At 54.8% G+C, this 20,117-nt stretch carries 16 protein-coding genes; 8 read left to right on the plus strand and 8 right to left on the minus strand.

Annotated features, from left to right (window positions below):
* Nucleotides 1-288 precede the first annotated feature (288 nt).
* Nucleotides 289-2,553: an MMPL family transporter gene (locus FDK21_RS09785; RefSeq protein ID WP_138148382.1), complete on the plus strand. Its 2,265-nt coding sequence runs from the start codon at nucleotides 289-291 to the stop codon at nucleotides 2,551-2,553.
* A gap of 116 nt (nucleotides 2,554-2,669) precedes the next feature.
* Here the strand turns inward: FDK21_RS09785 and FDK21_RS09790 are convergent, their stop codons facing one another.
* The 7 genes from FDK21_RS09790 to FDK21_RS09820 form a co-directional block, all read right to left on the minus strand.
* On the minus strand, nucleotides 2,670-3,677 hold the full coding sequence (locus FDK21_RS09790; RefSeq protein WP_114011440.1) for an ABC transporter ATP-binding protein: 1,008 nt from the start codon (nucleotides 3,675-3,677) through the stop codon (nucleotides 2,670-2,672).
* Between the two features lie 2 nt (nucleotides 3,678-3,679).
* On the minus strand, nucleotides 3,680-4,519 hold the full coding sequence (locus tag FDK21_RS09795) for a carbohydrate ABC transporter permease (protein WP_114011441.1): 840 nt from the start codon (nucleotides 4,517-4,519) through the stop codon (nucleotides 3,680-3,682).
* Nucleotides 4,516-5,469 (minus strand): sugar ABC transporter permease, encoded by a 954-nt coding sequence (locus FDK21_RS09800; RefSeq protein ID WP_246657544.1) that lies wholly within the window; start codon nucleotides 5,467-5,469, stop codon nucleotides 4,516-4,518. The genes FDK21_RS09795 and FDK21_RS09800 overlap by 4 nt, the downstream gene beginning before the upstream one ends.
* A gap of 98 nt (nucleotides 5,470-5,567) precedes the next feature.
* Nucleotides 5,568-6,833, minus strand: coding sequence for an ABC transporter substrate-binding protein (locus FDK21_RS09805; protein WP_210238734.1), 1,266 nt, complete (start codon nucleotides 6,831-6,833; stop codon nucleotides 5,568-5,570).
* Between the two features lie 31 nt (nucleotides 6,834-6,864).
* Nucleotides 6,865-8,439, minus strand: a complete 1,575-nt coding sequence (locus tag FDK21_RS09810) for a hypothetical protein (protein WP_138148385.1) — start codon at nucleotides 8,437-8,439, stop codon at nucleotides 6,865-6,867.
* A complete protein-coding gene (locus tag FDK21_RS09815) occupies nucleotides 8,439-9,713 on the minus strand; it encodes a Gfo/Idh/MocA family oxidoreductase (RefSeq protein ID WP_138148386.1) in 1,275 nt (424 codons plus the stop codon). Before FDK21_RS09815 ends, FDK21_RS09810 begins: the two co-directional genes overlap by 1 nt.
* A gap of 102 nt (nucleotides 9,714-9,815) precedes the next feature.
* Entirely contained in the window at nucleotides 9,816-10,904 is a 1,089-nt protein-coding gene (locus FDK21_RS09820) for a substrate-binding domain-containing protein (RefSeq protein ID WP_114011446.1), read from the minus strand.
* A gap of 369 nt (nucleotides 10,905-11,273) precedes the next feature.
* Between FDK21_RS09820 and FDK21_RS09825 the strand changes: the two genes are divergently transcribed.
* The 7 genes from FDK21_RS09825 to FDK21_RS09855 all read left to right on the plus strand — a co-directional run bounded on the left by FDK21_RS09825 (nucleotide 11,274) and on the right by FDK21_RS09855 (nucleotide 19,462).
* Nucleotides 11,274-11,786, plus strand: coding sequence for a hypothetical protein (locus FDK21_RS09825; protein WP_138148387.1), 513 nt, complete (start codon nucleotides 11,274-11,276; stop codon nucleotides 11,784-11,786).
* 71 nt (nucleotides 11,787-11,857) lie between these two features.
* A complete protein-coding gene (locus FDK21_RS09830; RefSeq protein WP_210238735.1) occupies nucleotides 11,858-14,023 on the plus strand; it encodes a NosR/NirI family protein in 2,166 nt (721 codons plus the stop codon).
* Nucleotides 14,024-14,032: 9 nt separating this feature from the next.
* Nucleotides 14,033-15,937, plus strand: coding sequence for a TAT-dependent nitrous-oxide reductase (gene nosZ, locus FDK21_RS09835; protein WP_138148389.1), 1,905 nt, complete (start codon nucleotides 14,033-14,035; stop codon nucleotides 15,935-15,937).
* A gap of 15 nt (nucleotides 15,938-15,952) precedes the next feature.
* Nucleotides 15,953-17,209, plus strand: coding sequence for a nitrous oxide reductase family maturation protein NosD (locus FDK21_RS09840; protein ID WP_138148390.1), 1,257 nt, complete (start codon nucleotides 15,953-15,955; stop codon nucleotides 17,207-17,209).
* On the plus strand, nucleotides 17,209-18,108 hold the full coding sequence (locus FDK21_RS09845; RefSeq protein ID WP_138148391.1) for an ABC transporter ATP-binding protein: 900 nt from the start codon (nucleotides 17,209-17,211) through the stop codon (nucleotides 18,106-18,108). The genes FDK21_RS09840 and FDK21_RS09845 overlap by 1 nt, the downstream gene beginning before the upstream one ends.
* Nucleotides 18,108-18,926 carry an ABC transporter permease subunit gene (locus tag FDK21_RS09850; RefSeq protein ID WP_138148392.1) on the plus strand — a complete coding sequence of 273 codons (819 nt, stop codon included), beginning with the start codon at nucleotides 18,108-18,110 and terminating at the stop codon, nucleotides 18,924-18,926. Before FDK21_RS09845 ends, FDK21_RS09850 begins: the two co-directional genes overlap by 1 nt.
* Nucleotides 18,923-19,462: a nitrous oxide reductase accessory protein NosL gene (locus FDK21_RS09855; protein WP_114011453.1), complete on the plus strand. Its 540-nt coding sequence runs from the start codon at nucleotides 18,923-18,925 to the stop codon at nucleotides 19,460-19,462. The genes FDK21_RS09850 and FDK21_RS09855 overlap by 4 nt, the downstream gene beginning before the upstream one ends.
* 231 nt (nucleotides 19,463-19,693) lie before the next feature.
* Here the strand turns inward: FDK21_RS09855 and FDK21_RS09860 are convergent, their stop codons facing one another.
* On the minus strand, nucleotides 19,694-20,002 hold the full coding sequence (locus FDK21_RS09860; protein WP_171022018.1) for an SCO family protein: 309 nt from the start codon (nucleotides 20,000-20,002) through the stop codon (nucleotides 19,694-19,696).
* Nucleotides 20,003-20,117 lie beyond the last annotated feature (115 nt).

Consider the following 20,117-nt stretch of genomic DNA (forward strand, 5'->3'; position numbering starts at 1 on the left):
TTGGAAAACTGGCACTTCTCATTATCCTGATCCCAACAGATTTGGTCTCGTCAAGAGAAGTGTGAAGAAGAAAAGAATTGGTTTCAAGTGAACTAGTACACAATAACAGGGCAGTACTGGACCAAAGAATATATCGATGGGTCGTCGGATCTTGTAAGCTTTATCTAACTCAGCATCGGGGTAAGGCGCCCGCAACGCAACCATTTGGCGTTTGAGTGCTGTTGGGAGACAAACAGCAATCTGGTTTCCCCGCTGCACGACTAACACACGAAGATCTGGTGGTAGAAGATGGTTGTCAGTTTTGGTCTCGAACGCCTTGGGTTGCTTTCCCAGAAATATCCAAGATCGATGCTCGGTGCCGTTCTCCTTGCCTGCATCTTCTTTTTATATGGGGCGGCTCATCTTGGCATTGATAGCAATATCCGTGACTTGTTCAAGTCCGACAACGCTGCCTATGGCAAATTCGAAGAAGCCACAAAACAGTATCCCAGCCGGGAAAATGACATCCTGCTGCTTGTCGAAGGCGACAATCTGCTCGACCCGGACATACTGCATCGCTTGGGCGAGCTATCGCTCGACGTGATGCTGCTGGATGGTGTGCAAAAGGTCATCTCGATTTTCGATGCCCAACATGTTCCCTCCCAAAGCAATCCTTCGTCCGGCTTCATCATACCCGACGCGTTTGACCCAACCTATGACAGGAATGAAGTGGCAGCGGCCCTCAAGAAGCACCCCTTTGTCGCCAAGACTCTCCTGTCAGATGACGACAAGGCGACGCTATTCATCATCAATCTCGATGAGGGGCTGACGGATCTTGCGCAAGTGCGTTTGCTCTGTGATGAAATCAAGCAACTGGCGAAAACAGGCACCGCTGGACAATCGGTTCGGGTCAGCCTGACCGGTATTCCCGTTGTGCGTACATTGTTGCTGGATGTCCTGAACTCGGACAAGTTGACGTTCCGACTGGCATCCTACTTGCTCAGCATATTGCTCGCATGGCTCTTTTTCGGACAGTTCCGGTATATGATCCTGGCTATTGCGCCGCCTCTGGTTGTCACCATTTGGCTGCTTGGAGGCATGGGATGGACCGGACGCAATATCAACGCCATCACCAATGTGGTGCCGACCTTGGTGATGATCATTACCTTTTCCAATGCCATCCATTTCCTGATTGCTCTTCGGCGACACCAATTGGCGGGGCTGTCGCGCGATGATGCGATCGCAACAACCATCCGGACAGTCGGACCGGCCAGCGTCCTGACATCCATCACCACGGCGATTGCCCTGATATCCCTCACCCTTGCCGGTCAGCCCACAATCACAACCTTTGCCCTCACCGCTGCCTATGGAACAGCTCTGGCCTTCATTGCCGTTCTGGCCATCATTCCCGCGCTGGCAACCCTTTTGCTCAAAGAAGGGCATGTCCCGTCGGGTGGCCACCGTTTTGCAAAACTGGTTGCGTATCTGAGCGAAGCTGCCAGCAGTCTGGTCATGAAATGGGGCAGAGGGATTGCCCTGAGCGGGGCGCTGATGGTCGCCGCCGGCGGGTACCTCTATTCACTCAACGAGCCCCATTTCTTCTATACCGATCATCTGCCACGGGACAGCGACGCCTATCATGCGATCAAGACGATCGACCAGAAGCTGAGTGGCACGAGCAACATTCAGGTTTTCTTGCAGTGGCAATCGGCACGCAGCGAGGTGAGCGCGGACATGATCGACCTGATTGGAGAGGTGCATCGGATCCTGAAGGCTGAGCAGGACATCAGGCAGGTCTGGTCCCTTTACAGCCTCTATGATTGGCGGCGCAAGGCAGGCAAGACCGATGCAGAGATACGGGCCTTTTTCCATGAGAATGTGGATTCCCTCGGGACATTCATATTGCTTCCCCAACGCTCGGCCCTTGTGAGTGGCCAATTGCCCGAGATGGATGCGCAGCAACTCAACCCCTTGCTCGAGAGCCTTGAAACGAAGCTGTCACAGCTGGCAATGCAGTATCCTGACGCCGATATCACGGTCACGGGCATCGCTGCACAAACGGCGCGGTCCACCAGAGATATCATCGGCAATCTCAGCGCCAGTCTTGCGGTCGCGATTGTCCTGATCATTGTTTTGATCGGTTGCCTTCTCCGCTCTCCCATCACGGCTCTTTATGCAATCTTGCCGAACCTGCTGCCGCTGACCAGTGTGGGCGCTTTTCTTTATCTCTCCGGGCATGGTTTGCAGTTCAACAGCATCATCGCCTTGACGGTTGGATTTGGCATTGCGGTGGATAGCACCATTCACATGCTGAATTACTATCATGGCACCAGGGCCGCCTTGCCGATCTGGCAGGAAAGGCTCAATGAGACCATCAGACATATCGGGCCGGCTCTAATCGTTTCGACATTGGCCTTGCTGACAGGGGGCGTGACGATCCTGAGCCCGATGCCAACAACCCAGCTTTACGGCATTCTGTCTGTGATGGTGCTGGTGATGGCGCTGATCGGCGATCTTCTGGTCCTGCCCGCCATCATCAGGACGTGGGAAAGCACCCGCCCCAAAGCTTCGTGATGCAATCCGGATCCCGGTTTGACTCCATGTTCGCCCCCCTTTGGCGACGAACTCCCTGCGACAATGCCGGATGAATGCGGTGGCATCATCGGCAGGTTCGATGCAGGGCCGAAATATCAGCGCACCGGGCTGCCATTTGCATCGAAGCGGTAGGCTCGGCTCATATCCGGTGTCAGATAGACCGGACCGTGGGTCGTGAATGGTGCTCGCCCTGCCGCACGCACCACCAGTGGCTTGTCGCAAAAATCGGTTTCGACATGCAGATAGGTGTCCGAGCCCAAAGCCTCGGCAAGGATCACCTTGCCCTGCCATTCTCCACTCTCGCAGGAGGCGTTGATATCTTCAGGCCGCAGGCCAAGCACATGAGCCTTTTGTTTTTCCGCAAGGGCACCGGTGATGAAGTTCATTTTCGGGGACCCGATGAAACTGGCAACAAACTGGCTCGCGGGCTTGTCAAAAAGCTCCATCGGCGTGCCGACCTGTTCGATCTTGCCACCATTCAGCACGACAATCCGGTCTGCGAGCGTCATGGCCTCATACTGATCATGGGTCACATAGATCATGGTGGTATCACTCAGTTTCCCGTGAAGGCGAGCGATCTCGACACGTGTGTCCGAGCGTAAAGCGGCATCCAGATTGGACAGAGGTTCGTCGAACAGGAAGACCCGCGGCTTTCTGGTTATGGCCCGGCCAATGGCCACACGCTGGCGCTGTCCGCCTGAAAGCTGCTTGGGCTTTCGATCCATCAGTTCGGTGATCTGTAGCATTTTCGCTGCTTCTTCGACCCGAGAGCGGATTTCCTCTTTGGTCAGTTTCGCCTGCTCCAGCCCGAACGCCATATTCTCGAATACATTCATGTGCGGATAAAGGGCATAAGACTGGAAGACCATCGACACCCCCCGATCAGCGGGCAGAACGTCATTCATATTCTCGCCATCGATAAGCAGGTCCCCTTGCGTGATATCCTCAAGGCCGGCAATCATCCGCAGAAGGGTCGATTTTCCGCAGCCCGAAGGCCCGACGAAAACCACAAACTCTCCCTTTTGAAGCGAAAGATTGATATCGCGCAGCACCTCGACCCGGTCGTAGCATTTACGAACATTGATCAGCTCAACAGTGGCCATGGTTACCCCTTTACCGCGCCTGCAGTCAGGCCGGATATGATTTTTCGTTGAAAGGCTAGAACGAGCAGAATAAGTGGCACGGTGACAATCACCGAAGCCGCCATGATATTGCCCCAGGGCACCTCAAACTCGGATTGACCCGAAATCATGGCAATGGCAACAGGGACCGTGCGTTGCGCGTCTGTCGACAGGAAAGTGAGGGCGAACAGGAACTCGTTCCATGCATGAATGAAGGCCAACAATCCGGTTGTCACCATAGCGGGCCACAGAAGCGGCAGGAAAATCCGGCGAATGATGGTCAAGGGTTTGGCGCCGTCCATGATCGCTGCCTCTTCCAGCTCGATCGGCAGTTCACGCATGAATGTCGTGAGGACCCAGACCGTGAATGGCAGGGTGAAGATCATGTAGGAGAAGACCAGAGACCAAAGCGAATTGAACAGGCCGAACGCGCGGATCATTGCAAAGAGCCCCGAAAGCACAGCGATTTGCGGGAACATCGATACCGACAGGATCGTGAAAAGCAATGCCCCCCGACCACGGAAGCGGATGCGCGCCAAACCATAAGAGGCCGTAACCGCCAGCACGAGGGAGGCAATCACCACGACAGTTGCCACGAAGACCGAATTGAGGATCTGGGAGAAGAAATAGCCGTCTTCGAATGCGGAAATATAGTTCTTTATATCGAAATCGCGCGGGAAATAGTCCACTTCAAACAGGGACTGTCCGGATTTGAAGCTGGTCAGGATGGCATAGTAAAAGGGAAACAGGGCCTGCAGTACAATCACCGCCAGAAGGATATAGAAGCCGAAACTCTTGAGCAGGTTGACTTGTTTACGCGTCATGACTTGTCCCCTGAAAGATCCATTTTGGTGCCATAGATGAAGCTGATTGTGATGAGGGCAATGATCAGGAACAGAAGCGTCGACGCCGCCGACCCATAGGCGAAATTGTCATAATCAAAGAGATTTTCCCGCGCAAAGACCGACATGGAGCGCGTCTCGTCGGAATTGGGCGTCATGATATAGACGACATCGAACACGCGTAGGGCATCAAGGGCACGAAAGACGATGGCGACCAGCACGGCTGGCATGACCAGAGGCAGGGTCACCTTGCGAAACAGCTTGATTGGTCCGATCTGGTCGAGACGCGCCGCCTCATAGATGTCACGCGGGATCATCTGCAGTCCAGCCAGAATGAGCAGGGCCATGAAGGGGGTCGTCTTCCAGATGTCGACGATCAGGATTGCGGTCATGGCTGTATCAGGCGACGCTGTCCATGCGATCGGTTTGGAAATCAGACCGAGAGTCAACATCAGGTCATTGATGATGCCGAACTGGTCATGGAGCATCCAGACCCATAATTTGGCAGACACAACAGTCGGAATGGCCCACGGCACCAGAACGGCGGCGCGCACAAAACTGCGGCCAGCAAACTGCTTGTTTAACACCAGAGCGATAATCATGCCGAATACTGTTTCCAGCGAAACCGAGATAAAAGCAAATCGCAATGTGTTCCAAACGGCTTGCCACCAGCGTTCATCCGCCAGAAGGCCGAGCCATTCCCCGTCGCCATCGCCATAGTCAAGCCATTCGAGGTAATTCTGAAGCCCGACGAACCGGGCGCTATCGATGGAATTCAGCGAGGCATCCGTGAAGCCGTACCAGATGGTTTCGGCCAGCGGGTAAAGGGCAACGATGGCCAACACGACCAGCATGGGAGCGACAAACATCCAGGCAGAACGGGTGCGCTGCCTTATCAGTCCCGTCTGCCGGGCTCCCGATCCAGAAGTCATTGGTCCACTCCTCATGGCGCACTTGGATATGCTCTTGTGGGTGGGTCCGGCACCGAGCGCCGGACCTTTGTGATTGCTTTGTCAGAAGGGCTTGAGCCCTATTTCCAACCCGACCCTTTCAAGCGTTTCAGGCGTGCGGCGAGCTTGGCCACCGCTTTGGTGCCTGTGGTCTTTCCTTCCAGAACATCGTGGGCTGCGGTCCAGATTTCCGACGATGCCTCATTATAGGAGGTTTTGGTCGGAGCGGATGGGCGGATGATGGCATTCTCGATCACCGGTTTCCAAAGCGGAATGAACTCGACTTTCTCTGCCACTTCCTTGTCATCATAGACAGGCATCAAGGTTGGTGGACGCGAGCTGTCGATTGCCCGGGCCTTCTGACTCTCGTAATTGTTGAGGAAACGCACCAGATCAATCGCCTCTTCGGGATGCTTGGAATATTTGGAAACACCCAAATGCGAACCGCCCAGAATGGAGGCAGGAGAATGGGTGCCATCGGATGGCAGGACGGTCACGGCGACGCCATCCTTGATCGGGCTGTCATCTCCCTTCACCAGCGCATAGGCATAGTTCCAGTTGCGCATGAAGACCGCGTTGCCAGACTGGAAGATGCCGCGCGCGTCTTCCTCGGCATAATTGAGGACACCTTCAGGCGAGATGCCTCCGATCCAGGTGGCCGCCAGATCAAGAGCCTTGGCCGCCGCCTCGTTATTGACCGAAATCGTGCCATCTGGTTCCACCACCTGACCACCGCCGCTCGACGCAATCCATTCCATCGCGTTGCAGGTCAGGCCTTCATAGGCGGCCCCCTGAAAGACATAACCCCACATGTCGGTGTGACCGGCGGCGCGCTCCGCATCCATCACGTCCTTTGCGGTTGCCGTCAACTCTTCCCAGGTTTTCGGGACGGGCTTGCCATATTTTTCCAGAAGGTCAGCCCGATAGTAGAGGGCTGGACCGCCAAGGAACATCGGCAGAGCGACCAGCTTGCCATCCACCTTCTGGGACTGCAGCGCCATTGGCGAAAAGTCATCAATGATGTCCTTGGTGGCGTCGGTGAGGTCAACAAAATGATCGGCGATCTGTGGTGCCCAAATGACATCAAGACGGTAGACATCAATGTCGGCATTCCTCGCGGACAGCCAGAGCTTGAACTGGGCAAACTGGTCAGTGGTCCGCTCGGGCATGGAAACGATTGTCACCTTGTTGCCACTCTCAACCTCGTAGCGATCAAGTGCTGCGCGCAGAACATCATGATCCCGTCCGACGGCACCATGAACAATAGAAAGATCAGTTGCCAGAGCGCCTTGCGCCATCAGCATGGTCGATAACAGGCCCAAAGCCAGAATTGTCTTGTTTCTCATCATCGTCATTCCCCTGTTTGGTGATTTTATCTCATGCGCCGCTTCGGCAGTAGATGGGGCTTGCCCAAGCCATCTGACCACCCGCCTGGCGTAGGCGTAGATAGACATTTTCGCCATCCTTAAAAACTCCGAGCGGCACCGTACCCTGCCACTGCCATTGCCGAGGCAAAGGCAGTGGATGAAAGCGGTAAGCTGGCGTGTCGATGACGCCGAGATTGCCCGAAAGAGCGCCTTCAAGCAGCCGGGATGCAGGGATATCGAGATGCACGCCGCAAAGATCTGCATGGACCACGCTGTTGGCCGACAGGCGGCAGTGCAGCGCGATGCCCTGCGTCGCTGATGTGGCATTGTTCGGATTGGCTTCGGCAGTCACGCAGAAAGCTGCCCGATTGTCCGTTAGCAGCGCCGTGGGCAGGGCATAGCCTGCATCATCGCCTTCAAGAGGCGAGACAACTTCGGCGCCCCTGAAGCGCGGTTCCAGACCAATGATTTCGCCATCAGAGAGCGCGATGCTCCCCTCCCAGAGATGCGACCTGCCACGCGCCCCCCACCCCATTTCCAGATAGAGGATGGTCTCGAAGGTCTCATCCGACGAACAATCTGCGGAAACCGGGTTCGGGTCGAGTGTTGGAGACACACGGGCAAACAGCTCACCATTGCGGATCACGTCGATCATGTCGATAAATCCGCCGCCAATGGCTTCGATTTCCAGCATCGTATCCTGCTGAGGTGCAACGACACTGCCCTGGATCGCGTCGCCGATGGCACTGAGCAGATGAATGCGGTCGCCGGTCAGCGCGTTGGTGTGGCGATCGGTCATTGCCTGCCAGATATCACCGCGTTCCCGCGACGGCCCATAAGCAGCCATGCGACCATGGCCATAGGAGCCGGGAAATGCACTGTGATGGTCCGTGTTGCCGACAATGCCGAAAATGTGGCCCTGTTTGAGCCCCCAATCCATGGTCGAATGGCCATCAACCGGCCCCATGGAATGCAAATAGCCGCGCTCGGTTTCTGACATTTCGGCACAACCATGCATGGAGATCATTTCAACAAAGGGCGAGAGGTCTGCATCAAAGCTGTTCCAATTGATGCCGCGCGCCCCTTGCCGATAGCCGATATGATGGGGAAAGGCGAACGCCTTGCCCGGCAGGTCGCTTTGCAACACATCCTTGAGCTCGCCGGGACTGTTTGCCAGATGGAGCGGCTGAATGGTGAGATCCCGATAGACGATGGTGTAGTCGCCATGCGCGTTGGAGTGGATTTCGTAGCCGGGATAGACCACGAAGCCGTCCTTGCTGGCATCGGCAAGGGCGCTGAAATGTCCGCTCCAACCTGCAATGAGCTTGGCAAATCCCTTGACGTGAAAATCGACGATATGTGTCACACTCGGCTCGTCCACCGGCATGTCTGGCCAGTGAGCATGGCCAGTGATCGAGAGGAAGTCCAGTTGCAGGGCGGCACGTGCCAAGGCATCGGCAAAGCGCCCGTGCCCATAGGAAATGTCACAGTGATTATGGATATCACCATAGGCTGGCACAACACCAAGTCGCTTGGCCAGTGGCATCAGATCGGGATTTGGCAGGGCGATTGGATCGACGGGCATCAGATGAACTCCAGAGTCTCTAGATTGACGGTGCGACCGCCCGAAGAGAGGGACTTGTGCGCAGCCGTTACAAGGCGCAAAGACGCAACGCCTTGCGCAACACCGACCGGCGGGACATCGCCATCGACCAGACGTCGCAGGCTGCGCACCAATTCCTTGTCAGCCCCGAAATGCGAGCTGTCCCGATCCGGGCTTGCCATGGGGATCACCTCTCGTTTGCGGCCATAGTCACTCACAAGATCGATCGCGCCTGAGGCTCGCTCCATCCGCAGCCGCCCGGCGCTGCCAATGATTTCAAGGGTTTCCTGATCCTCCGAATAGGGACCGAAGATCGCAAAGAAGAGTGTGGCCACCATGCCATTGTCATATTGCACCGTTGCAACCATGTGATCGTCGATGTCGGAACCGGGTAAATAGACGCAATTGTCATTGCGGTCTTCTGGTGCGGTTGCCGTCAGCCACGATTTGTTGGGCACCCGTGCAACACCTTCAGCGATGTCAATGAGGGTTTCATGACGGCGATAGGGACAATCCCGGCTGCATTCGGAACAACGCTCGGGCGCGTCCGGGTCAGCTTTGAATATTTCGGATCGGCCACCAAAGGCCGAGAGGGACACCGGGCGGGCACCGGTCACCCAGTTGAGGACATCGAAATGATGGGAGCCCTTGTCGTTGATCGCACCACCAGATGCGGCATTGGTCCGGTGCCAAAGCTGAAGATAGCGTGTATAGGGGATGACAGAGCGCAACAGCACCATTTGCGGGTCACCGATGCGCCCATTTCGCGCGAGATTGAACGCTTCTATCCATGGGCGCTCATAGCGGCGGGTGAATCCCATCATGATCGGCTTGCCCGATGCTTTCTCGACATCTGCAATGGCTTCCGCATCCTTAAGCGTGACCGAGATCGGCTTATCGAGGTAAATCCGCTTGCCCGCCTTTGCCGCGATCTCGACCGGCTCCAAATGGGCGTTGGTATGGGTTGTCACGAGGACCAGATCGACATCCTCGCGCTCTATCGCCGCTTTCATGCTGTTGGATGCTTCGACCTGATGATCGAGACCGGCCTGAATATAGAGATTGGTGAGATGCTCTGCGGCAAGCGCTGTCCGGTCTGGCAGACGATCATGAACCACTTTGATCCGCAGACCGGTTTCACCTGCCAGCTCTGCCATGCGACTGCCGACATAATAGATCCCGCGTTCCCCGGCACCAATGATGGCGACGCCGATGGTTTGATCTGGTACGGGATGAGAGGAGGAAACAGCGGACATAAATGATCCTTTTCGAGGTCTTATGCCGCCAACGCTAGTTGAGTACAACTATTCTGAAAATGGGATTTGTACCCACTTTCAAAGAATCTACCTATCCTTCCTCTATTCGGTCAGGTCATCCACGCTGCCAAAACGCTGCAATCGGATTGGCAGATAATGTGTTTGGGGTTCCACATCCTCTCCTGCGACCCTTAACAACATGATCTTCTCAAACCAGTCGAGTTTTTCAGCGTTGCTGCAGCCGACAACGTCAAACAGGTTCATATGCTCTGAGGCAAAGTCAACACTTCCGAGCATCACGACGGACAGATCCCGCCCTATTTCAACACCGAGCTCGCGCAAGACCATCTCGAGCCCGTAGCCTTCCACGATGCCCCATACAATCAACGCGGTGAAGGGAAAGGCACCCGACGCGTCTCTTGCTCCGGCAAGGCACGTCCGGATCTGGTCACTCTTGTAGGACCCGGGCAAGGCATCGATTTCGTAAAGCCAGCTTTGCCCGCCATGATCAGCCCGCGAGAGCAGCTGATATTCACGGCGCGCCATGGCAATCTGGCGCGCTGCATGAGCGGATGTGAGATAGGCGATCTTCTGATGCCCCAGATCCTGAAGATAGAACCAAGCGGACGACAATGCCTCGCGCCAGTTGGTGCCAATGCCATCAAGCCCCACTCCGGTCGCGGAAATGCCGTCGACAATAACGCTGTTGGCGTGTTGATGAAGTTTTGCCAACAAAGGCAACGGGATCAGGGCAAAATGCACTTGCACCAAACAGGTGCGAAAGCGCCCCAACCTTTGCAAAACGGATTCTGCATGGCTGTTGTCGGCAAAACCCAAAACCAAAATACTGACACCGTGCCCTCTCATGCGTTTTTCGATTTCGAGCAGCAGATTGTTTGCCAGTCTGCTATCGGAGAGCCGGTAAAGCACGAGCACGTCGGCTTCATATTCATCCTGTTCGGGGTCCGGCTCGCTTGCGATGGTGATGCCCGCCCCGCTCCGCGCGGTGAGCCGCCCCTCGGCAATGAAGGGGGCGAGAGCAGACTGGATGACACGCTGGGCCGTCGAAAATTGCTTCATCATCGTGCGCACGGGTGGAAGCTTTCCCCCCGGCCCACGGCGCTCGATTTCGTCGGCTATCCATTGAGAGACTTCGTCGCGGCGATTGCCCTGTCGATCGGCCTTGGTCATGAAACTTCACTAGAATATTGGTGATGAATGCGCCGACATGCTACCCGGAGCACGGCGGCCTCACAAGATGACATCAGCTACACAAGGTGACATCTGGTTTGAACGATAGCAACTTTCCCGTCAATTTGTTCCCAGTCCGGATCCTCCACCAAATGGCTTGGAACCGAACTCGATGACCCCGATGAAGGATCCGCATCACTCTCAGTCATTGCCATGGCAAGCCTCCAGATGTCAGGAAGGGCCTTCGCGATTGGCACGCAGCGATTGCAGCAGATGAAGCTTTGATCCGGAAATAATTTTTTTGAGTTCAGCATTCATCTTTGACAATTGTCAAGCGAGCGACATATCACCTGCTATATCCTCCCGCCCATGGATCTGCTTCGTCAACATCTCGCACCCAAAGGCGTGCCATCGAACATGTGGTTCGATGCGGTACGGCGACAAGCAACACTGCTCATGGGGCTGTGTGTTGTTTTATCGCTGACGCTGATGCAATGGCAGGTCTGCACTTCGGCTCTGGCCAATGAGTCCAGCTTGATGGTGATCTGCACAGATGGTGGCATTTCAGTCGTGGAAGTGGCTGGAGAACAGAGCAACAAACAAAAATCCTGTAACCGTTGCCCCGATTGCCAAACATGCTCAAGCGGCGCTTTTGGCATGCCCGATTCCGTTTCGGAATTCGTAACCTTCTTCTCTTCTGGCCACTATTCCAAGTCGCTTTATGAAACGCTTCATATCGGCACGCCTGACCATTTATTGCCCTTCTCGGGTGCCCCCCCTCCTAACGAGCTAGACCAGACCATGTTGACCTCTCTTTCAGAGTCGGTGCGTTTTGCATCGTCCGAAGTAAGCATAATGCCGGAGTCGATCTCATGGCATTAGGCAATCAAAACCAACCAGATCCCCATTGTCGCCATAGAACCATTTCCAAGGCACACGTCCTGAGTCTGATCGTGTTTGTCTTGACGATTTTGTGCCTTCCCTTTGCGTCCCAAGCACAGAATGGCACCCCGGTTCTGACAAAATTCCTCAAAGAGGTTCCAGCCCAGGAGCTTGTTGCAGAAGCGACCGCATATGGTCCGATCAGCAGCGATGTTCCCATAGCGCCGCTTATGCGCGGCAATGATCTGTTGGGCTACGCTTTCATAACGTCTGATTTCGTGAGCACGACCGGTTACTCTGGCAAGCCCATCCATGTGATGGTGGCAATTTCGCCGGAAGGCAAGTTGCTGCGGACCAAACTCGTCAAACATTCGGAACCCATCGTCCTGATTGGCATTCCCAATCACAAGATCGAGGCCCTGACCGACACCTATTCGGGGTTGAATATCGTTCACGAAGCGGAGACCGGTGGGGCTGGACACGATCTGGATATCATTTCGGGTGCGACAGTCACCATCATGATCATCGATGATTCAATCGTGCGGTCGGCCATCAAGCTTTCCAGAAAGCTGGGGCTGGGAGGATTGCAAGCCGAGATCGGAAGTGACTTGCCTCCCCGCAAACTCAAGTCCGACTATCTGGAAGACACCGACTGGCACACATTGGCGGGAGACGGCTCGATCCGTCGATTGACGCTCGATATCGGTCAGGTCAATTCGGCCTTTGAGAAGACCGGAGACGAACGATCCATCAAGCGCCCGGAACCAGGCGAGCCGTCAAACACCTATATCGATATGCATGCCGCTCTGGTATCTGTCCCGGCCATTGGGCGAAACCTGCTTGGCGAGGCGGAGTATAAGAATCTCACAGACTGGCTGGAAGAAGGCGAGCATGCAATTCTGCTGCTCGGACGCGGCGTCTATTCCTTCAAGGGGTCGGGCTATGTCCGTGGTGGTATTTTCGACCGGATCCAACTGATTCAGGGCGACAATTCGTTGCGTTTCCGTGACCGTATGCACCGCCGTCTGGGGGCCTTGGCTGAAGAGGATGCTCCGAAATTTACTGAGCTGGACATTTTCAAGATTCCTGCCGATGCGGAGTTCGACCCGGCAAAAGCCTGGCATATCCAGCTGCTCTTGAACCGGGCCGTCGGGCCGATTGAAAAGACATTCATCACCTTCGATCTGGGCTACAAGTTACCCGAACACTATTTTGAGCCACGGCCAATGGCGCCGCCAGCTACCAGCGTGGTGGATAAGGATGAAGATGCCGCTGCCCGCTCATTCCTATGGAAACGGGTATGGACTGAAAAGCGGGTGGAAATTGCCATCCTTGTGGCAATGCTCACTGTTCTGACCGGAACCTTCTTTTTCCAGATGCAAGTCACCCGAAACGCACGCGCCTTCTATTGGTTCCGCATGAGTTTTCTTGTGGTGACGCTGGTCTTCGTTGGCTGGCATCAAAATGCCCAATTGTCTGTGGTCAACCTGATGGCACTGGGTTCCTCTTTCGTGGAAGGCTTCAGTTGGGACGCCTTTTTGCTCGATCCACTGGTCTTTATCCTGTGGTGCTCGGTTGCCGCCGCCCTTCTGTTCTGGGGACGGGGTGCTTTTTGTGGCTGGCTTTGCCCGTTTGGCGCCTTGCAGGAATTGACCAACCAGATTGCACGCTTCTTCAAGGTGCCGCAAATCGTCGTTCCCTGGGGGCTCCATGAACGCCTTTGGCCGATCAAGTATATCATCTTCATGGTGCTTGTTGGTCTTGCAGTCGTCTCCGTTCCGATGGCTGAGGGATATGCCGAAGTTGAGCCTTTCAAGACCGCGATCATTTTGAAATTTGTCCGTGCATGGCCCTTTGTGGCTTTTGCGGTCGTGTTGCTGATCGCCGGCCTCTTCATTGAGCGTTTCTATTGTCGCTACCTGTGTCCTTTGGGGGCTGCTTTGGCGATCCCGGGGCGTATTCGCATGTTCGACTGGCTCAAGCGGTACAAAGAGTGCGGCAGCCCGTGCCAGATTTGCGCCAAAGACTGCTTCGTTCAAGCCATCCATCCAACAGGAGAAATCAACCCGAACGAATGCCTGTCCTGTCTGAACTGTCAGGTTCTGTATCAGGATGATCAACGATGCCCGGTCCGGATCAAGATTCGCAGGAGTCGGGAAAAAATCCAGAGAAGCAACGCTCAATCGGCGGGGGCTTTCGAAAAAGTTCTTGCTTCACCAATCAACAAAACTCAGTAGGAGAGAAACATGACAACAGAAAAGAAACCGAAAGAAGGCATCTCACGCCGCGGACTTCTTGGCGGTACAGGGGCAGGTGCGGCTCTGGCGACGTCCATGGCGGTTGCTGGTGGCTCAATGCTGTCTTCCACCGCGCCCGCGGCTGCAAAGAACAGCTCGCACCTGGAACCGGGTGAGCTGGATGAATATTACGGCTTCTGGTCATCCGGGCAATGCGGTGAGATGCGCATTCTTGGATTGCCATCGATGCGCGAATTGATGCGCGTGCCTGTGTTCAACCGCTGCTCGGCCACCGGCTGGGGCAGCACTAACGAATCCAAGAAAATCCTGACGGAAGGTCTGCTGCCCGAAACCAAGGAATTCCTGGCCAAGCGCGGCATGGAAACCTATGACAATGGTGATCTCCACCACCCTCATATGTCATTCACCGATGGCACCTATGATGGTCGCTATATCTTCATGAACGACAAGGCCAATACCCGCGTGGCCCGCGTGCGCTGTGATGTGATGAAGTGCGACAAGATCATCGAGATCCCGAATGCCTCTGACATCCACGGCCTGCGCCCGCAAAAATATCCGCGCACCGGTTACGTCTTTGCCAATGGCGAGCATCGCGTACCGTTGGTCAATGATGGATCCACCCTTGATAGCCCGGAAGACTATGTTGCGATTTTCACGGCCATTGATGGCGACACCATGGAAGTTGCATGGCAGGTTATCGTTGACGGCAATCTTGACAATGTCGATGCGGACTATCAGGGCCGTTATGCCGTATCGTCCTGCTATAACTCTGAAAATGGCGTGAACCTCGCAGACATGACCGAGTCCGAAATGGACCATGTGGTCATTTTCAACATTGCGCGCATCGAAGCTGCCGTTGAGGCGGGCGAATATGAAGTCCATAACGGGGTCAAGGTTCTGGACGGCCGCAAGGGTTCCAAGCTGACCGCTTACATCCCGATTCCAAACAGCCCACACGGTGTAAACTCCTCACCGGACGGCAAATATGTCATGGTCAATGGCAAGCTGTCGCCAACGGTATCCATTATTGAATATGACAAAGTGGAAGCTGTCTTCAATGGTGCAGAGCCGCGCTCCTGTGTCGTCGGTGAACCTGAACTGGGCCTTGGCCCGCTTCATACCGCTTTTGATGGCAAGGGCAATGCTTACACCACGCTGTTCCTGGACAGCCAGTCGGTCAAGTGGAACATCGACAAGGCAATCCGCAAATATGCTGGTGAGGATGTCGATCCGATCCTCTCGAAAGTTGATGTCCAATATCAGCCGGGCCACAACCATACCTCGATGGGTGAAACCAACGAAGCTGATGGCAAATGGCTGATTTCACTCAATAAATTCTCCAAGGACCGTTTCCTGAATGTCGGACCTCTGAAGCCAGAGAATGAGCAGTTGATCGACATTTCCGGTGACGAAATGAAAGTGGTGCATGACGGCCCGACCTTTGCCGAGCCCCATGACTGCATCATCGTACACCGCTCCAAGGTCAACCCTGTCAGCGCCTGGAAGCGAGATGACCCGACTTGGGCCGATGCGCAAAAACAAGCGGAAGCCGACGGCGTGGATCTGGAATCCGGTCACGATGAAGTCATTCGCGATGGCAACAAGGTTAGGGTCTACATGTATTCCGTAGCACCGACCTTCTCCATGGAGAAATTCACCGTCAAGCAGGGTGACGAGGTCACGATCTATATCACCAACCTCGACGACGTTGATGATCTGACCCACGGCTTCACACTTGGCAACCATGGCATTGCCTTTGAAATTGCGCCACAGGCAACCGCCTCGGTGACATTCACCGCAGACCGCCCTGGTGTTCACTGGTTCTATTGCCAGTGGTTCTGTCATGCACTCCATATGGAAATGCGTGGCCGGATGCTGGTTGAACCTGCTTAAGAGAGTGGAGAATCGATGCTTCGCACATTGTTCATAGCCGTATTGTTTCTTCAATCATCTTTCGTGATGGCAAGGGAAATACGCGTTCCTGCACATAGCGGAGCGTTGGTTGATGCTCTCAAGAATGCGAAGGCGGGTGACATCATCCGCCTTCAATCCGGCACCTATGAAGGCTCGTTCACCATTGACACCCCGATCACGCTCGATGGTGCGGGCAAAGCCGCAATCGTCGGCAATGAGATCGGCTCTGTGATTTCAGTCCTGTCACCTGATGTAACAATCAAAGGGCTGACGGTTACCGGATCTGGTTCCAAGGGCGATGGTCGTGACGCCGGTATCTATCTGAGCAAGAAGGCGACCAATGCCGTGGTATCGGACAATCGCATTTTGGGCAATCTTGTCGGGGTGGACGTACATGGATCCAAGAATGCTCTGGTCACCCGCAATGTGATTGAGGGACGACAGGATTTCCGAATGAATGATCGGGGCAATGGCGTGTATGTCTGGAACGCGCCCGGTGCCAAGGTCATCCAGAATGATTTTCGCTGGGGGCGCGATGGTATTTTCGTGAATACATCGAAGCGGAATGAGTTTTCCGGCAACCGCTTTCGCGATCTGCGGTTCGCCGTGCACTACATGTATGCCAACGACAGCATCGTTACCAATAATCTCTCCGAAGGAAATCACTTGGGATACGCCATCATGTATTCGAGGAATGTCGTGATTAAAGGCAATTACTCCAAAGGGGATCGCGATCACGGTATCATGATGAATTACACCAACAGCAGTACCGTCAGCGGCAATCACATCGAAAGCGTTGATGACAAGTGCGTCTTTATCTACAACGCACATAAAAACAGGTTTGAAGGCAACTATTTTGCCGGTTGTGGCATTGGCATTCACTTCACGGCTGGGTCTGAACGCAACCAGTTCAGCGGCAACGCCTTTGTCGCCAACCGAACCCAAGTGAAATATGTCGGCTCCCGCTGGATTGACTGGAGCGTTGATGGAAAAGGCAACTACTGGTCTGATCACGCAGCCTTCGATCTTGACGGCAACGGAATTGCAGACAACGTCTATCGCCCAAATGACATTATGGACCACATTCTTTGGACGCAGCCAGCGGCCAAAGCACTGCTCGGCTCACCTGCCGTGCAGTTGATCCGTTGGTCTCAGTCAACTTTTCCTGCACTTTTGCCCGGAGGTGTTGTTGATCGTGCACCCCTGATGCAACCCAAACTGCCAAGTCGCACGATCTGGGAGGATTTCTGATGCCTGCGCTCGACATTAAGAACCTGTTCAAACGGTATCATTCGCTGCAAGCCGTCTCTGACGTCAGCCTGCAGATCGAAGCGGGAGAACGGGTTGCGCTGCTGGGCCACAACGGAGCAGGCAAAACGACGATCATCAGAATGATCCTTGGCCTGACCGCGATTTCTCAAGGCAACATCTCCATTCTCGGGGCTGAACCGGGAAGCCGGAAGGCGCGGAACGTAACCGGTTTTCTGCCCGAAAGTGTTGCTTTTCATGGATCCTTGACCGGCAGGGAACAACTGCATCATTGCGCAAGACTGAAATCTGCGCCGCTTTCGCAAGCTGATGCCCTGCTTGAACGTGTGGGTCTGGCCCACGCTGCCGACAGAAAAATCCGCACCTATTCAAAGGGCATGCGGCAGCGGGTCGGGCTGGCTCAAGTGGTTTTGGGTGATCCCAAACTGGCCATTCTTGATGAACCGACCAGCGGTCTTGATCCGATTTCTCGTCATGAATTCTATGATATCGTCGAGGAACTGGCCCAGAAAGGGGCCGCTATATTGCTGTCATCCCATGCGCTGACCGAACTGGAGCTGCGCACGGATCGTATTTCGATCCTGAGCAAGGGCAAACTGGTTGCCAATGACAGTCTTTCCCGGTTGCGCATGTCCGCAGACCTGCCGATCCGGGTCACGGTTACGGCCACTCCGGAAACGGTCGGGGACATTCACGGCAAGCTTGGAGGGCATCGGGTGAATGGCCAGTTGATCGAATTCTACTGCCAACCACAAGAGAAGGTGCAATTGCTTTCCTCGATCACCGCGCTTGGCTCCATTGTCAAGGATGTCGACGTAACCCCTGCCAGCCTCGAACAATTGTATCGTCATTACAGCGGCGTGAGTGAGGAGATGCATTGATGTCTGTATTTGCCATTGCTCGTTTGGAACTGCTCATCGCCCGGCGCAATTTGTGGGTCACCATCGCTGTTATGGTCATGGTTCTTTTTGACATTGTCCTGACCTTTGCCGGGGATGCTCCCACTGGAATCCTGGGCGTTAACCCCTTGACCATCGCGTTGACATCCATCACCACCTTATCGGTCTATCTCATCCCGCTCATCGCTCTGCTTCTATCTTTTGATGCTATTTCCGGCGAGAGAGAGCGCGGAACCCTGACCCTGAGCCTCTCCTACCCGCTGTCCAGACTTGAAATCCTAATCGGCAAGTTCATTGCTCATTTCAGCGTGTTGGCTATCGCCATAGGCATCGGGCTTTGTCTGACGGCAACCCTTGTCACATTCAAGCATGGTGCCGAGCATCTCGCCCTCGCACCCTTGTTTAAACTGTATGTCACCTCCCTTGCCCTTGGCTCCTGTTTTCTGGGGTTGGGGTATGCGATCTCAATCACCGTGCGCCAGTCCGGGGCTGCTTCTGGCATCGCCATCGCCCTGTGGTTGGTTTGTGTTGTGCTCTACGATCTGGCCCTGCTCGGTGCGCTGGTTTTCGATGAAGCCGGCTATTTCACCAAGAGCGTGTTCCCGTGGCTTCTGGTCTCCAACCCGGCTGACGCCTTCCGGTTGATCAATACCCCCTTCTCCGACGGTGGCATGATCGGGTCTGGCGTTTCATCCGCCAGCCATGCGATCGGGCTTGTCGGACAAGTGGTTTCCCTTGCGCTTTGGCCTTTGATCGCCCTTTCGATTTCTTCGTTCTTTTTCAAAAGGATGGAACCATGAAACAACCGGCCGTCGCCCTTCTTTGCCTCCTGACAATGCTCGGAGCCTGCAGTGAGGAAACGCAACAAAGTGCCATCCCGGCCCCCATTGCGCTGACCGATGAAGCCGCAGGGCATTATTGCCAGATGGCGATCCTGGAACATCCAGGTCCGAAAGCGCAATTGTTCGTCGAGACCCTGCTCCATCCCCTCTGGTTCTCTCAGGTCCGTGACGGGCTTGCCAAGATCAAGTCTGCAGAACGGAGTGCGGACATCATCGTTCTGTATGTCAACGACATGGGGGCTGCGAAGAGCTGGGAAGAGCCGGGAACTGAAAACTGGATCCGCGTGGAAAAGGCCTATTTTGTGGTCGGATCGAATGCCATGGGTGGCATGGGGGCGCCTGAATATGTTCCCTTCTCCGACAAAGCCAAGGCTATGGACTTCATCACCAACCATGGTGGCAGCATCATGCGGTTTGAAGACATCACGGCTGAGGAAGTGCTCTCGCCCATCGATGTTGCCCTGCCCGTTTCAAGTCCTACAGAAAAAGGCTAGGCTCAATGTGTCTCACCAAGCCCAGCCTTGCGCACTTCAGGTTTATGGGGAGCGGATTACTCAGCTGAAGAGATCAATCGCCTGAGTTTGGCAACAGCAGAGTCATGGCTCTCACCAAAGCCAATGGTCGCACTGAGTCTGTTGCCCTTCGCCATCAGGTAAACTGTGGCTGTATGATCAATCGTGAAATATCCCTCTTCACTATTCGGCTCGTTTTTCTTCGCATACACTTTATACGTCAAGCACCTGCTGCTGCGTCCCATAAAGGCCCACAAGCTGATCGAAAAAAGCACCAACATAGGAAGCCAACGTTTCCTGATCATCCCGCTCAGCATCAACGGAGACAAACACATAGTGTAGAGCGTTCGCCTCTTCGCCCAGATCTTCAACCCAGCCGACCATTTCTGCCAGAGTTGTAGGGCAAACATCCGGACAAAAGGTATAGCCAAAGAAAATGACCATGGGCTTGTCATTGAAATCGGCCTCGGTAACCGCGCGACCGGTGTGGTCGGTCAGATTAAATGCACCAGCTATGCTCACCTTTTGACCTCCAGAGGGCGGCGCGAAACTCTCTACCACCAGTTTGTCGAGCCCGCACCAAGGCAACAAAAAAGGCCGGTTGCCCGACCCTTTTGTTCACAAAAATAGCAAGACA

The sequence above is a fragment of the Cohaesibacter sp. CAU 1516 genome, assembly GCF_005771485.1.
Lineage (GTDB): Bacteria > Pseudomonadota > Alphaproteobacteria > Rhizobiales > Cohaesibacteraceae > Cohaesibacter > Cohaesibacter intestini.

Bases quoted from the DNA above. Each gene is read 5' to 3' on its own strand.
- FDK21_RS09825 (WP_138148387.1), top strand. From the start codon at position 11,274: ATGGATCTGCTTCGTCAACATCTCGCACCCAAAGGCGTGCCATCGAAC.
- FDK21_RS09800 (WP_246657544.1), bottom strand. From the start codon at position 5,469: ATGACTTCTGGATCGGGAGCCCGGCAGACGGGACTGATAAGGCAGCGC.
- nosZ (WP_138148389.1), top strand. From the start codon at position 14,033: ATGACAACAGAAAAGAAACCGAAAGAAGGCATCTCACGCCGCGGACTT.
- FDK21_RS09840 (WP_138148390.1), top strand. From the start codon at position 15,953: ATGCTTCGCACATTGTTCATAGCCGTATTGTTTCTTCAATCATCTTTC.
- FDK21_RS09810 (WP_138148385.1), bottom strand. From the start codon at position 8,439: ATGCCCGTCGATCCAATCGCCCTGCCAAATCCCGATCTGATGCCACTG.
- FDK21_RS09785 (WP_138148382.1), top strand. From the start codon at position 289: ATGGTTGTCAGTTTTGGTCTCGAACGCCTTGGGTTGCTTTCCCAGAAA.
- FDK21_RS09855 (WP_114011453.1), top strand. From the start codon at position 18,923: ATGAAACAACCGGCCGTCGCCCTTCTTTGCCTCCTGACAATGCTCGGA.
- FDK21_RS09850 (WP_138148392.1), top strand. From the start codon at position 18,108: ATGTCTGTATTTGCCATTGCTCGTTTGGAACTGCTCATCGCCCGGCGC.
- FDK21_RS09820 (WP_114011446.1), bottom strand. From the start codon at position 10,904: ATGACCAAGGCCGATCGACAGGGCAATCGCCGCGACGAAGTCTCTCAA.
- FDK21_RS09815 (WP_138148386.1), bottom strand. From the start codon at position 9,713: ATGTCCGCTGTTTCCTCCTCTCATCCCGTACCAGATCAAACCATCGGC.
- FDK21_RS09795 (WP_114011441.1), bottom strand. From the start codon at position 4,519: ATGACGCGTAAACAAGTCAACCTGCTCAAGAGTTTCGGCTTCTATATC.
- FDK21_RS09790 (WP_114011440.1), bottom strand. From the start codon at position 3,677: ATGGCCACTGTTGAGCTGATCAATGTTCGTAAATGCTACGACCGGGTC.
- FDK21_RS09845 (WP_138148391.1), top strand. From the start codon at position 17,209: ATGCCTGCGCTCGACATTAAGAACCTGTTCAAACGGTATCATTCGCTG.
- FDK21_RS09805 (WP_210238734.1), bottom strand. From the start codon at position 6,833: ATGAGAAACAAGACAATTCTGGCTTTGGGCCTGTTATCGACCATGCTG.